Below are 15198 nucleotides of genomic sequence, written 5' to 3'. Positions count from 1 at the left end.
GTTAAGCTTAGACTAGTCGGAAACTAGCTAGAATAGTACTCGAAAGAGCAACGGTGAAAGCCGTTGCTCTTTTTGATATTTTTTTTGTATTTCATAAACATTTCATATTTGGGTTTTATAATAGTCTTACAAATATGGAGGTGACAAATGAATCCAATCCAAAGAGCTTGGGCTTATGTCAGCAGAAAGCGACTGAGAAGTTTTATTTTATTTCTGATTTTATTGGTCCTATTGGCCGGAATTTCAGCCTGTTTGACTCTGATGAAGTCCAACAAAACAGTGGAAACCAATCTTTACAAATCACTCAATACATCTTTTTCTATTAAGAAGATAGAAAATGGGCAGACCTTCAAGTTGTCGGAATTAGTGGCTGTGAACAAGATTAAGGGACTGGAAAATGTCTCTCCTGAACTCGAGACGGTCGCAAAATTAAAAGACAAGGAAGCAGTGAGTGGCGAGCAGAGCGTAGAACGTGATGATTTGTCAGTAGCGGACAAGAACTTGGTTAGCTTAACGGCTCTTGAGGATTCATCCAAGGATGTGACCTTTACCAGTTCAGCTTTCAATCTAAAAGAAGGTCGACACCTTCAAAAAGGGGATTCCAAGAAAATCTTGATCCACGAAGAGTTGGCTAAGAAGAATGGTCTTTCGCTTCATGACAAGATTAGCTTGGATGCTGGACAGTCAGAATCTGGTAAAGGACAAACAGTAGAATTTGAGATTGTCGGCATCTTTTCTGGTAAAAAACAAGAGAAATTCACAGGCTTGTCTTCCGACTTCAGTGAAAACCAGGTCTTTACAGACTATGAAAGTAGCCAAAGCCTTTTGGGGAATAGTGAACCACAAGTCACTGCAGCGCGCTTTTATGTAGAAAATCCTAAGGAAATGGATGGACTCATCAAGCAAGTGGAAAACTTGGCTTTGGAAAATCAAGGTTACCAAGTAGAGAAGGAAAATAAGGCCTTTGAACAAATCAAAGACTCCGTTGCTACCTTCCAAACTTTCCTAACCATCTTCCTTTATGGAATGTTGATAGCAGGAGCAGGAGCTTTGATTTTGGTCTTGTCTCTCTGGTTGAGAGAAAGGGTCTACGAAGTGGGAATCCTTCTAGCACTTGGAAAAGGTAAGAGCTCGATCTTCCTACAATTCTGTTTAGAGGTAGTTTTGGTATCTCTCGGTGCCTTGCTTCCAGCATTTGTTGCAGGAAACGCCATCACATCTTACCTACTCCAAACACTACTCGCAAGTGGAGATCAGACAACCCTACAAGACACGCTATCCAAAGCAAGCAGTTTATCAACCAGCATCCTATCTTTTGCAGAATCCTATGTTTTTCTAGTTCTGCTTAGTTGCTTATCTGTAGCCCTTTGTTTCCTATTCTTATTTAGAAAATCGCCGAAAGAAATTTTATCATCTATTAGTTAAGAAGGAGAAATCATGACTTTATTACAATTACAAGACCTTACCTACCGTTATAAGAACACTGCTGAGGCAGTTTTATATCAGATCAATTATCATTTTGAACCCGGGAAATTTTACAGTATTATTGGGGAGTCAGGAGCGGGGAAATCCACTCTCTTGTCCCTACTGGCTGGTCTAGATAGTCCTGTTGAAGGTTCTATCCTTTTCCAAGGAGAGGACATTCGTAAGAAGGGTTATTCCTACCATCGCATGCACCATATTTCCCTGGTCTTTCAAAATTATAACTTGATAGATTATCTTTCTCCACTGGAAAATATCCGCTTGGTCAACAAAAAAGCAAGCAAGGATACACTGCTTGAGCTTGGTTTGGATGAAAGTCAGATCAAGCGGAATGTTCTCCAGTTATCAGGTGGTCAACAACAACGTGTTGCCATTGCTCGTAGTTTGGTCTCAGAAGCTCCAGTTATTCTTGCTGATGAACCAACGGGAAATCTGGATCCTAAAACTGCTGGAGATATTGTCGAACTGCTCAAATCACTTGCCCAGAAAACAGGTAAATGTGTCATCGTCGTAACTCACAGCAAAGAAGTGGCACAAGCGTCAGATATTACACTTGAGTTGAAGGACAAGAAACTGACTGAAACTCGCAATACGACGAAATAATATGAGCTTATTTTGATAGAATGATTAAAACAACATTTAGAAAGGGAACCTATGTTACACAACGCATTTGCCTATGTTACAAGGAAGTTTTTCAAATCGATTGTCATCTTCCTGATTATTCTCCTTATGGCGAGCTTGAGTTTGGTCGGCTTGTCGATCAAGGGAGCTACTGCCAAAGCTTCTCAGGAGACCTTTAAAAATATCACCAACAGCTTCTCCATGCAAATCAATCGTCGCGTTAATCAAGGGACGCCACGTGGTGCTGGGAATATTAAGGGTGAAGACATCAAAAAAATCACTGAAAACAAGGCCATTGAGTCTTATGTGAAACGCATCAATGCTATCGGAGATTTGACTGGATATGACCTCATTGAAACTCCAGAAACCAAGAAAAATCTGACACCTGACCGTGCTAAACATTTTGGAAGTAGCTTGATGATTACAGGTGTCAATGACTCCTCTAAAGAAGACAAGTTTGTCTCTGGTTCTTATAAGCTGGTCGAAGGTGAGCACCTAACAAACGATGACAAAGACAAGATTCTCCTGCACAAGGACTTGGCAGCCAAACACGGCTGGAAAGTCGGGGATAAGGTCAAACTAGACTCCAATATCTACGATGCCGATAATGAAAAAGGAGCCAAGGAAACAGTCCAAGTGACAATCAAGGGACTCTTTGATGGTCATAATAAGTCAGCAGTAACTTACTCACAAGAGCTTTACGAAAATACAGCCATCACAGACATCCATACTGCTGCTAAACTATATGGTTATACAGAAGACACAGCTATTTATGGGGACGCAACCTTCTTTGTAACAGCGGATAAGAACTTGGATGATGTTATGAAAGAGTTGAGTGGCATCAGCGGTATCAACTGGAAGAGCTACACACTTGTGAAGAGCTCCTCTAACTACCCAGCTCTTGAGCAATCCATCTCTGGTATGTACAAGATGGCCAACCTCCTCTTCTGGGGTAGCTTGAGCTTCTCAGTTCTTCTCCTTGCCCTCTTGCTCAGTCTTTGGATCAACGCCCGTCGCAAGGAAGTGGGAATTCTCCTCTCTATCGGTCTCAAGCAGGCAAGTATCTTGGGTCAATTCATCACTGAATCGATTTTGATTGCTATCCCAGCTCTTGTTGCATCATATTTCCTAGCCAACTACACAGCTCGTGCAATTGGAAACACTGTCCTTGCCAATGTGACTTCAGGTGTTGCCAAACAGGCTAGCAAGGCGGCTCAAGCCTCTAACCTTGGTGGTGGTGCAGAAGTAGATGGCTTTAACAAGACCTTGTCAAGCCTAGATATTTCCATTCAGACATCAGACTTTATCATCGTCTTTGTCCTTGCTTTAGTTCTAGTGGTTCTCGTTATGGCACTTGCATCAAGCAATCTCCTCAGAAAACAACCAAAAGAGCTCTTGCTCGATGGTGAATAATACTGATGCTAGATTGAAAAATGAGGCTAGCAACTGAAAGTTTTAAAATGATACATGAAGCAGAAAGCAATGGTAACAATCATTGCTTTCAGTTGCTTTCTTTGGACTTTAGTACTTAAATATGATATACTAAAGTTATGGAATTTATTAGAAAGGGGTTTCATAACTTATATATGTAATTGTGCATAAAAGTCTATAGAAATCTTATCTTGAAAATAGATAGATAAATCTGTAGAAGCCTATCCATATCGCAAACATAGGCTAGTAGACCTAGGCAAGGTCTACTTTGGAAAATATAGAATAGTGAGGAAAAATAAACATTATGAGACAAACAAATGTTAGAGGAAGCTTGTCCCTCCGTGGTTTTAGAAAATTGAGAACTGGTGCAATCGTTGCGACAGGTGTGATTCTACTGGGGCTAGGCTTTTTAGCTCCAACTGTATCAGCCAGTGAACAAGATGGTGTTTGGGTAGCCAGAACAGTTGAGGAAGTGAAAGCTGACCTTCAAAAAGAAGGTGATTTATTTAAGTATGTCATTAAGTGGGGAGATACATTAAGTGTTATCAGCGAAGCAAGCAATATCCCTGTAGATGTACTCCAAGAAATGAATCAAGCTTCAGGCAAGAATTTATTCTTACCACACAATGAATTGTACTTTACCGAAGCTGAAACGGTTTCAGATACAGTCACAAAACACAAGATTGTCATCAAAGAAAGTGGTGCAAGTGGCGAAGTTCGCACTTACGAAGTCTTGCTCAAGAAAGATCAGGAAACAAAAGCTGTTACCTTTGAATTAACAGATGTCACTGAGAAAGTTGAAAAAATGACTGTGAACTATAGCCCAGTCTATCAGCCTGTATCAGCACCAGTAGTGGAAAGAGCAGAAGAATTAGGTGAAAAGCCTGCCTCAGAAGCACCAGCTGTGACAAGCCCAGAAGTTAAAGAAGAAACAGAAGCTCCAGTAGCACCAAAAGAAACAGCACCAGAGGTGGTAACACCAGCGCCGAAAGAAGAGAAGCCAGCGACTCCAGCGACAAAAGTGGAAGAGCCAACAGAATCATCTGAACCAAAAACAGAAGCACCGACAACTCCGGAAAATAAAGAAGAACAACCAGGTGCAACAGAAGCACCGGAACCAGAAGTAACAGAGTCAGAGGTAGCGAAACCAGCTGAACCAAACGCAGAAACTCCAACTCCGAAAGTAGAAGCGCCAACTACTCCAACACCTAAAGAAGATGCAACTGAAGGAAAAATAGAAGCGCCGAAAGTTGAACAACCAGAGGCGTCAGCTGAACCAACAGAACCAGCGCCAGTGGTAGAGGAAGGCACTTCAGGAGAACAAGATCAACCAGCAGAAGAAACCCCAGCACCATCAAAACCAGAAACACCATCTTCAACAGAAGAAGTAGCAAAGGAAGCTGAAGTAACAGAGCCAGAGGCAGCGAAACCAACTGAACCAAAAGTAGAAGCTCCAACAGAATCAACAGAAGCTTCAGGAACTTCAGCAGAAACAACACCTAAAGAAGATGAAACAGAAGGAACTACACCAGGTGCAACAGCAGAAGAAGGAACTTCAGACGTAACTCCAGAGGGAACAGGAGAAGCTTCAGAAACAACACCAGAAGTAACAGAAAAAGAAGCAAAAGCAGAACCAGGAACATCTGCAACTGTGGAATCAGCACCAGCTTCAACAGAATCAGCGGCAAATGGAGCTGAAGGAACAGAAGGAGTAACTCCGAAAGTTGAGGAGACAGCGCCAGCAGGAGAAGAAGGTAACGTCGAAACATCAAATAATCCATCAACAGGTGCTACAACTAGTACTGATTCAGGTGGATCCACTAAGGTAACAGACGCTACTCCTTCAAATGATGAAACTACAGAACAATCAGGAAGTTCAGCTCCGAAAGCAGAAGTTTCAGAAACACCAGTGGTAGAGGGTACAACTTCGGAAAATAAAGAAGAACAACCAGCTCCAAAAGAAGTGGGAACAACAGCAGGAGATGAAGGAAAAGAAGAGAAAGAAGCTGATGAGCAATCAGGGGATTCAACAGAACCATCAACTGTTTCTGAAGGTGGGTCGCCAGCTACACAACCAGCTAGAGAAGAAGGTAAATCTGAAAAAGAACCGAAAGTAGAGGAACAACCATCAGCTCCAGAAGTATCGAATGAGGGAGCAGAATCAACAGAGCCAGATTCAGAGGTTGCCAAACCAGCTGGAGATTCAGTATCATCTACAAGTGAGTCAAATGAGGATGGCAATTCAACTCCTTCAACGTTGACTTCTGATGAAACAGAAGAAGCTGAGCAAAAAACTCCAGAAGTAACGTCAGAAACTTCAACTACTCCATCTGTAGATGCTACAAATGATTCAAGCGATTCAGAGTCATCACATTCAGTAACAGAAGGCAATAAAGAAGAAACAAATTCACAAAATGCTGAAGCCTCAACTGGAGACGGAAACTCAGAATCAACAACATCAACTTCTGATAAAGCAAAAAGAGAAGAAGTAGTAAATGGAACTGAAGAAACAGACGGAGCTAATGTAGAATCTGAACAGAAAGCAGAAACTCCGAAAGTTGAAGAGTCAGAGGCTACAACTTCAGGAAATCAAGGTCAACCAGTAGAAGAATCTTCAGAAACAAAAGAAGCAGAATCAACTCCAGTAACGGACAATGTCCCTTCAAATAATCCATCAACAGACGCTACTCCTTCAAATGATGAAACTACAGAACAACCTGGAATTTCAGCTCCGAAAGCAGAAGATTCGGCTGGAGATACAACAGTTACACAACCAGCTGGAACAGAAACATCGAAAGAAACAGAATCAGCAGCTGCAACGGAGGAAGAAAAAGAGTTGAATACAGCATTAGAGGAAGCTAAGAAAGAAAATTTGACAAATATTGACTCTATTTATGCTGATAAATTAGCTGCGATTGAAAAAGTTGCAGATGAATCTGATAAAACTTCTTTTAAAGCGAAATTAGAAGAGTTGAAAACAAAGGCTATTGCAGAAATCCAAGCAGCGCCAGATGATGAAACTGCATCAGAGATTACAGATAAATATCAGAATGAGATTCTCGCTTTAGAAGTTCCTGGTGAGGAAATTACATCTCCTAACTATAACAAGGATGGCTTATCAAATGGACGTAATGATGGAACTACAATTGATAATGGAAGTACGGTAATAGGGCATGGTTCAGGAGAAGTATCTTCAGGAGTAACGCAACCAGAAGCAGGAACAGAAGCTACACAGCCAGCGACTTCAGCAAACGCAACTACAACAGAAAACTCAGAAACTACTCAGCCAACAACAGAAAATACAAGTTTCAGAAATGCTCCTTCATATCAACCAAGAGCAAGAAGAGTAGCTCGTGCAGCAGGAGAACAAGAGGGTACAGTAAATATTAGTTATAATTTTGCTGGGATGCCAGATATAAATGGTTTTTTCGCTGATCCAGGGGAAAATAATACAGTAAAAATTCCAAACAATGCCACAGAAGAACAAGCTAAACAACTGGTAAAAGCAAAAATAGATGCGAAAATAGCTGATTTGAAAAAACACGGTTACAATGTTAAGAATGAGATAATTTTTGAAGAAAATACGCAAGTGAAAAATTATAACTATATAGTAGTATTTTCAAAAGAAACTCAAGGGACATCAACATTCAGAATTGCACCAAAAGTTCAAGTTAGAGCTAAAAAAGTTGTAAAAAGAGATTTATCTAATAAAACTAAAAAAATAAATATCTACTATAATTTAACAGCTCTTAAAGATATAGCTGGAGCATTAGGTGAAGTAGGAGAAAATAATCTTTTAACTTTACCAGGTAATGCAACTAAAGAAGATATTAAAAAAGCTGTTGTAGAAAAAACAAAAGCACAAATTGAGAAACTGAAAAAACAAGGCTTTACAGTTAAGTCCACAACAGACTTGGATCAAATCGTTGAGGGTGGAGATAGCTATGATTATGTTGTAGAATTCACAAAAGAATCCAAAACACAGCCAGTAGGAACCACAGGTTTCAGAATGGCTCCAGCAGTTCAACCACGCGCTAGTAGAAATCGTAGAAGTCTAGAACAGCCAGCTCCTCAAAAGGTCAAAGTAAATGTATTTTATAACTTTGATAAAATGAAGGATATTGCAGGTTTTCTAGGAGATATCAATGGAACCCCTCTTGAAGTCGCAGCTGGTTCAACTAACGAACAGGTGAAAGAAGCTGTCAAGACTCAAGTTGATGCTATGAAAGATAAACTACGTGAACGTGGCTATACTTTCAAAGAGGACTATGTCTATCAAGCTAATGGGAAAGATTATAACTACGTTGTAACATTTTCAAAAGCAGCTAAATAATTTTCATTCCATAGGGAGTGAAATATGAGCAGAGAGAGCGATAGGCTCTCTTTGTTTTATCTAGTAGCAAGTTTCTTAAAGACAAAATGCCAATAAGAGATTATAATAAATAGAGTAGGTATTTATACTCTTCGAAAATCTCTTCAAACTACGCCAGCTTTACCTTTCCGTAGATATCATAGGTATAGGTAACTGACTTCGTCAGTCTTATCCACAACCTCAAAACCGTGTTTTGAGCTGACTTCATCAGTCTTATCTGCAACCTCAAATAGTGCTTTGAGCAACCTGCGGCTAGCTTCCTAGTTTGCTCTTTGATTTTCATTGAGTATTATTCTAAGAAAAATAAAAAATAGAGAGCAGTTAAAGTATGAAAATTTTAATTGTAGAAGATGAAGAGATGATTCGTGAGGGGATCAGTGATTATTTGACGGATTGTGGTTATGAAACCATTGAGGTTGCAGATGGGCAAGAAGCCTTAGAAAAATTTTCCAGCTATGAAGTAGCCTTGGTTTTACTGGATATCCAGATGCCCAAGCTCAATGGTCTAGAAGTGCTAGCAGAGATTCGCAAAACCAGCCAAGTCCCTGTCTTGATGCTGACAGCCTTTCAGGATGAAGAATACAAGATGAGTGCCTTTGCTTCGCTAGCAGATGGCTATCTGGAAAAGCCCTTCTCCCTCTCCCTCTTAAAAGTGAGGGTGGATGCGATTTTCAAGCGCTATTATGATACGGGAAGAATCTTTTCTTACAAGGATGCCAAGGTGGACTTTGAAAGCTACAGTGCAAGCCTCGCAGGTGAGGAAGTAGCTATCAATGCCAAAGAGTTAGAAATTCTTGATTATTTGGTGAAAAATGAAGGAAGAGCCTTGACTCGTTCTCAGATTATCGATGCAGTCTGGAAGGCGACAGATGAGGTTCCCTTTGACCGAGTCATTGATGTTTATATCAAGGAACTGCGGAAAAAGCTAGACCTGGACTGCATCCTCACTGTGCGCAATGTTGGTTATAAATTGGAGCGAAAATGAAACGAACAGGTTTATTTACAAAGATATTTATCTATACCTTCTCGATTTTTAGTGTTCTAGTCGTCTGTCTCCATTTAGCCATTTATTTTCTTTTTCCTTCGACTTATCTGAGCCATCGTCAGGAAACCATTGGCCAGAAAGCGACAGCCATTGCTCAGTCCCTAGAAGGGAAGGATAGGCAGAGTATCGAGCAAGTGTTAGAGCTGTATTCCCAGACTAGTGAGATTAAGGGGGCGGTCAAGGGTGAGATGACCGAGGACAAGTTAGAAGTCAAGGACAATCTTCCTCTGGACACAGACCGCCAGACCACCTCTCTCTTTATCGAGGAGCGTGAGGTGAAAACGCAGGACGGTGGTACCATGACTCTCCAGTTTTTAGCGTCCATGGATTTGCAAAAGGAAGCAGAGCAAATCAGTCTCCAGTTTCTTCCCTATACCCTGCTGGCCTCCTTTCTGATTTCCCTATTGGTGGCCTACATCTACGCTCGGACCATTGTGGCCCCGATTTTGGAAATCAAGCGGGTGACCCGACGGATGATGGAACTGGATACTCAAGTGCGATTGCGCGTGGATTCTAAGGATGAGATTGGTGATCTCAAGGAACAAATCAATAGCCTCTACCAGCATCTTTTGACTGTCATTGCGGACTTGCATGACAAGAATGAAGCTATTCTCCAGCTGGAGAAGATGAAGGTCGAATTCCTACGAGGGGCTTCTCATGAATTGAAAACACCGCTGGCTAGTTTGAAAATCCTGATCGAAAACATGAAAGAAAATGTCGGTCGTTATAAGGATAGAGACCGCTATCTGGGAGTAGCCTTAGGAATTGTGGATGAGCTCAATCACCACGTTCTCCAGATACTTTCTCTTTCTTCTGTGCAGGAATTGCGAGATGATAGGGAACAAATTGACCTACACCAGATGACGCAAAGTCTCGTTAAGGATTATGCCTTACTAGCCAAGGAAAGAGAACTCCAGATAGACAATAGTTTGACCCATCAGCAGGCTTATCTAAATCCATCAGTTATGAAGTTAATCCTGTCTAACCTCATTAGCAATGCCATTAAGCACTCTGTTCCAGGTGGCTTGGTTCGCATTGGAGAAAGAGAAGGGGAATTCTTTATAGAAAATAGCTGTAGCCCAGAAGAACAAGAAAAACTAGCCCAGTCTTTTTCTGATAATGCTAGTCGCAAGGCAAAGGGATCTGGGATGGGCCTCTTTGTGGTCAAAAGTCTATTGGAACATGAAAAATTAGCTTATCGTTTTGAGATGGCGGAGAATCGTTTAACCTTCTTTATAGCTTTTCCAAAAGTCGCCCAAGACTAGAGAGAAAGGGTTTACATAGATGAAGCTAGAAGAAATTCAATCGAAACTACGGGAAAAACTAGATTTTTTTGTCAAAAAGTGATAAAATGAACAATGTAAATGGGATGACCCATAAAAATATACAGGAGGCCTGATAAAATGGCAATCGTTTCAGCAGAAAAATTTGTCCAAGCAGCTCGTGACAACGGTTATGCAGTTGGTGGATTTAACACAAACAACCTTGAGTGGACTCAAGCTATCTTGCGCGCAGCAGAAGCTAAAAAAGCTCCAGTTTTGATCCAAACTTCAATGGGTGCTGCTAAATACATGGGTGGTTACAAAGTTGCTCGCAACTTGATCGCTAACCTTGTTGAATCAATGGGTATCACTGTACCAGTAGCTATCCACCTTGACCACGGTCACTACGAAGATGCACTTGAGTGTATCCGAGTTGGTTATACTTCAGTTATGTTTGATGGTTCACACCTTCCAGTTGAAGAAAACCTTGAAAAAGCTCGTAAAGTTGTAGAATTTGCTCATGCAAATGGTGTATCAGTGGAAGCTGAAGTTGGTACTATCGGTGGTGAAGAAGACGGAATCATCGGTGATGGTGAATTGGCTCCAATCGAAGACGCTAAAGCAATGGTTGAAACTGGTATCGACTTCTTGGCAGCTGGTATCGGTAACATCCACGGTCCTTACCCAGAAAACTGGAAAGGTCTTCACCTTGATCACTTGCAAAAATTGACTGAAGCTGTTCCAGGATTCCCAATCGTATTGCACGGTGGATCAGGTATTCCTGACGAGCAAATCCAAGCAGCTATCAAACTTGGTGTTGCGAAAGTTAACGTTAACACTGAATGCCAAATCGCATTCGCTAACGCAACTCGTAAATTTGCTCGTGACTACGAAGCAAACGAAGCAGAATACGACAAGAAAAAACTCTTCGACCCACGTAAATTCTTGGCTGACGGTGTAAAAGCTATCCAAGCATCAGTTGAAGAACGTATCGACGTATTCGGTTCAGAAGGTAAAGCATAATCTAGCTGAATAATACAGATGAAACCTACCCATTGGGTGGGTTTTTTGGTGTTTCAAGCTACTCGTTTTAGTATAGTAAACTGAAACTAGACTAGCACAATGCTGCTTCTATAGCGTTTTGAAACTGGAATAGGATGCCATGACTGCTAAAAGATTTCTGTAAATTCATTTGATTTTCCTAATCAATTTGTTCGTATCCTATTTCATTCCACTATAAAACATTCTTATCAATTGATTTGAATGCCAAAATTCCATCGCTCCGGTCTTATTTCATTTGGCTATAAAAAACTCTCCTGGGAAATTTCAGGAGAGTATGAGTGGTTATTTGAACTTGAATCCTTCGTAAATAAGCTCTGCTTTTGGATTTTGTTTCTTAATCTGTTTGGCAAGTGATTTCATCATAGAAAGAGGACCACACATATAGACGGTTGCCTGTTCGGGCACTTCTTCTTGCTCAAAATTAAGATAGCCGTCTTTTGTACTGTCTACTAGATGGAGTTCAAAATTAGGATTTTTCTGAGTATAGTCACGGAGCAAATCAAGGTAGACTGCATTTTCACCTCCACGGAAGCTATAGTAGAAGTGAACCTGTTTATCTAAAATAGGATGTTCACGGATGTAAGAGATGAAGGGGGTGATCCCAATACCCCCAGCAATCCAAACCTGATTTCCTCGTCCTTCTTCTATAATCATGTGCCCGTAAGCTCTGTCTACGCTTACTTTGCTGCCGACTTGAAGATTATCATAGATATTCTTGGTATGGTCACCTGAATTTTTGACAGTAAAGTAAAGCGTTTGGCCATGACCTCCTGAGATAGAAAAGGGATGCGGAGCACTTTCAAAGCCTTCTTGGAAAATCTTTAGGAAGGCAAATTGTCTGGATTGATAGTTGAAAGGTCTGCTAAGATGAATTTGAATTTCTCTAGTATCGTGATTTAAGCGTTTGAGATTGGTAATTTTCCCTAGATAGGGGAAGCCAATCTTTTGATATAGAAAAATGATATAAAAACCAGCTAGCAAGCCTAAAAGGGCATAGCTACCAACAAGAAAACTTAGAAGATTAAATGTGAGGAGACGATTGCCCATCATCATGTAGACGTGAAAGAGTCCAAAAATATAGGCTAGATAAACCAGACGGTGAATCCATCGCCAAGCTTCGTATTGGACGTATTTGCCTAAATAGGCGACAAGGATGATGCTGACAAAGATATAGATGGCAAGATTGCCAAACTGAGCAGCTAAGCGAGTGCCCCACAAACCGCCCATACTAAAGTTATGAAAGATTAGTAGGATGATGGAGAGAAAGGCTGTGAATTTGTGGACGGTGTAGACCTTCTCCAAACCGTGAAACCAGCTTTCTAGTAGGGGGAGACGAGTGGCTAGGATAAAAGTCAGAGATAGGCTTGTTAAAGCTAGTCCTGGAATCGTGAATTGGGGAGAAGTGTTCATCCAAATCAAAATAGTCAAGATAAAACTAGCTATGATAAAGAGTAGTCCTTTGATTGATTTCATAGAAAATTCCATTTCATTAAGATTTTGATTAGTTGTAAACAGATTTGTTACATTTTATCATAGAAAAAGTATGGTGTCAAATTGAGGTCTATAAATATCTACTATCATCAAAAAACTCTCCAATTGAACTGGAGAGTGGCTGTTTATACTCAATGAAAATCAAAGAGCAAACTAGGAAGCTAGCCGCAGGCTGCTCAAAACACTGTTTTGAGGTTGTGGATAGAACTGACGAAGTCAGTAACATATATACGGCAAGGTGAAGCTGGCGTGGTTTGAAGAGATTTTCGAAGAGTATTATTCTGCAGCTTGTTGCCAACGTTTTGCTAGCATATGAGATAGGCTAGAAATTGCTAGGTTGAAGCTGAAGTAGATGAGGGCAATCAGGATATAAAGACTGAAGACCTGCTCTGGTTCGAAATAACGGCCCATGAGAATTTGGCTAGATCCAAAGAGTTCTTGTAGGGCGATAACAGAGTATAGAAGACTGGTATCCTTAATCACAGTTACAAACTGAGAAATGATGGCTGGCAGCATTTTACGGATTGCTTGTGGGAGAATGATGTGGTAGAGGATTTGTGCAGAAGTAAATCCTTGTGACATTCCTGCTTCGTACTGCCCCTTGTCTACGGCATTGAGACCGCCTCGGATAATCTCAGCTAGGGCCGCTGAGGTAAAGAGAGTAAATGCTGTAATACCTGCTGGTGTGGATTTCATTTTGAACACTAAAAAGATAGTGAAAATCCAGAGGAGGTTGGGAACGTTACGCACAAACTCGATGTAAATGCTGGAGATGATGCGCAAGACAGGATTTTTGCCATTTCTCATGACAGCTAGCACCGTACCGATAAGGGTAGAGAGGACGATGGCAATCAGAGAAATGTAGAGGGTCAAGCCAAATCCTTTAAAGATAAAGACTAGGTTATCTGGGGTCAAAACTTCTAAAATGGATTCCATAGTAACCTCCTAAAGTGAATAGGCTTTTTTGTTGGCTTGCTCCATCTTGCGACCAAACTGGGCAACAGGGAAGCATAGAGAAAAGTAGAGAAGGGCAGCGCCTAAAAATGCTGGAATGTAGTTTCCGTTAAGTGCTGACCAAGACTTGGTCACAAACATCAAGTCCACTCCAGAGATGATAGCGACTGTAGAGGTGTTCTTGATGAGGTTGACGATTTGGTTGGTCAAAGGAGGGAGAATAATACGGAAGGCCTGAGGCAAGATAATCAAACGCATAGCACTGATATAGGTAAAACCTTGCGACAAGGCGGCCTCCATCTGACCGCTAGGAATAGACTGAATCCCTGAGCGAATCACCTCAGCGATATAGGCGCCGTGATAAAGTCCGACGCAGAGAACAGCTGTCCAATAAATCGGAATCATGATGATATGGTCACTGATAAGAGGTAGGCCATAAAAAACGATAACAAACTGCACCAAGAGGGGAGTATTTTGGTAAAATTCGACAAAGATGCGAGCTAAAATGCGCAAAATTGGACGTTTGCTGGTTGACATGGCTCCGAAGAAGATGCCCAAAACCATGGCTAGGATAAAGGATCCAATCGCTAGAGCAAGGGTGAAGAGGAAACCATTGAAAAATTGTCCAAAATCCTGAAAATAGGCTGTCCAAGATGATAAATCTGTCATAGGGTGTCCTCCTTAATCTGCGGTATGGCTAGATGGTTTGAGTTTGTAACGGTCATAAAGTTTCTGCAAACTACCATCCTTGCTCCATTTAGTAACCAAGTTATCAAGATACTTGGTTAGCTCGGTATTTGATTTCTTGGTAACGATACCGTAGTCAGATGGCTTGAAACTATCATCTAGTAGTACTGTGCGCTTGCTGATGTAGCCAGACAGAATCGAGCGGTCAACGGAAAAGGCATCGATACGATGAGCGTGCAGGGAAGTAATCAATTCTGGGTAGGAACCAAGTTCGACGAATTTAAACTTCAGACCTTTCTTTTTACCCAGTTCAGTAATCAGGCGTTGGGTGATGGAACCTTGGGCAACTCCGATGGTTTTGCCGTTTAGGTCCTCAATCTTTTTGATTTTGGCAGACTTATTGACCAAAAATCCAGATGCGTCTGTGTAGTAGGGACTGGTAAAGTTGTAGAGTTTTTTGCGTTCGTCTGTGATGGTGAAGGTTGCAATGTCCATGTCAACCTGTTCATTGTCTAGAAGGGGGCCACGTGTCTGAGCGGTAACAGGCACATAACGAACCTTGACCTTGAGCTCATCAGCTACCATCTTGGCCAAGTCAGTTTCAATACCAGAATAGGTCCCTGTCTTAGGGTCCTTGTAGCCGAAATTGGGAACGTCTTGTTTTACACCGACAACTAGCTCGCCTCTTTTTTGAATGTCTGCGACACTGGTATCAGCTTGGACTGGTTTTACAGCAGCAAGGCCGAAAAGGCTAATCAATAATGCGGATAAAAAGAATTTCTTTTTCATAG

The 15198-nt window shown here is 41.2% G+C and carries 11 protein-coding genes; 7 read left to right on the top strand and 4 right to left on the bottom strand.

Features of this window, described 5'->3' with window-relative positions; translation table 11 throughout:
• Positions 1-147: 147 nt before the first annotated feature.
• The 7 genes from AC6I9F_RS07640 (at position 148) to AC6I9F_RS07610 (ending at position 11236) form a co-directional block, all read left to right on the top strand.
• Entirely contained in the window at positions 148-1425 is a 1278-nt protein-coding gene (locus AC6I9F_RS07640) for an ABC transporter permease (RefSeq protein ID WP_498021465.1), read from the top strand.
• Positions 1426-1437: 12 nt separating this feature from the next.
• Positions 1438-2085 (top strand): ABC transporter ATP-binding subunit Vex2, encoded by a 648-nt coding sequence (gene vex2, locus AC6I9F_RS07635; RefSeq protein ID WP_049512209.1) that lies wholly within the window; start codon positions 1438-1440, stop codon positions 2083-2085.
• 51 nt (positions 2086-2136) lie between these two features.
• On the top strand, positions 2137-3516 hold the full coding sequence (gene vex3 / locus AC6I9F_RS07630) for an ABC transporter permease subunit Vex3 (RefSeq protein WP_164227009.1): 1380 nt from the start codon (positions 2137-2139) through the stop codon (positions 3514-3516).
• A gap of 322 nt (positions 3517-3838) precedes the next feature.
• A complete protein-coding gene (locus tag AC6I9F_RS07625) occupies positions 3839-7867 on the top strand; it encodes a hypothetical protein (RefSeq protein ID WP_498021462.1) in 4029 nt (1342 codons plus the stop codon).
• Positions 7868-8234: 367 nt separating this feature from the next.
• Entirely contained in the window at positions 8235-8891 is a 657-nt protein-coding gene (gene vncR, locus AC6I9F_RS07620; RefSeq protein ID WP_173253501.1) for a response regulator transcription factor VncR, read from the top strand.
• Positions 8888-10216 (top strand): sensor histidine kinase VncS, encoded by a 1329-nt coding sequence (gene vncS / locus AC6I9F_RS07615; RefSeq protein WP_498021460.1) that lies wholly within the window; start codon positions 8888-8890, stop codon positions 10214-10216. The genes vncR and vncS overlap by 4 nt, the downstream gene beginning before the upstream one ends.
• Before the next feature lie 138 nt (positions 10217-10354).
• A complete protein-coding gene (locus AC6I9F_RS07610; RefSeq protein ID WP_001019006.1) occupies positions 10355-11236 on the top strand; it encodes a class II fructose-bisphosphate aldolase in 882 nt (293 codons plus the stop codon).
• A 321-nt stretch (positions 11237-11557) separates the two neighbouring features.
• On the opposite strand, the gene AC6I9F_RS07605 is transcribed toward AC6I9F_RS07610, so the two are convergent.
• From AC6I9F_RS07605 to AC6I9F_RS07590, 4 genes are all read right to left on the bottom strand, one after another.
• Positions 11558-12748 (bottom strand): ferredoxin reductase family protein, encoded by a 1191-nt coding sequence (locus AC6I9F_RS07605; RefSeq protein WP_498021458.1) that lies wholly within the window; start codon positions 12746-12748, stop codon positions 11558-11560.
• Between the two features lie 294 nt (positions 12749-13042).
• Complete coding sequence (locus AC6I9F_RS07600; protein WP_498021457.1) at positions 13043-13702, bottom strand: amino acid ABC transporter permease; 660 nt, start codon at positions 13700-13702, stop codon at positions 13043-13045.
• Between the two features lie 9 nt (positions 13703-13711).
• Entirely contained in the window at positions 13712-14389 is a 678-nt protein-coding gene (locus AC6I9F_RS07595; RefSeq protein WP_000131137.1) for an amino acid ABC transporter permease, read from the bottom strand.
• 12 nt (positions 14390-14401) lie between these two features.
• Positions 14402-15196, bottom strand: coding sequence for a transporter substrate-binding domain-containing protein (locus AC6I9F_RS07590; protein ID WP_498021455.1), 795 nt, complete (start codon positions 15194-15196; stop codon positions 14402-14404).
• Positions 15197-15198 lie beyond the last annotated feature (2 nt).

This window comes from Streptococcus nakanonensis (genome assembly GCF_059738785.1).
Note: the sequence above shows the minus strand (reverse complement) of the source record. Positions and strands in the feature narration are given on the sequence as shown.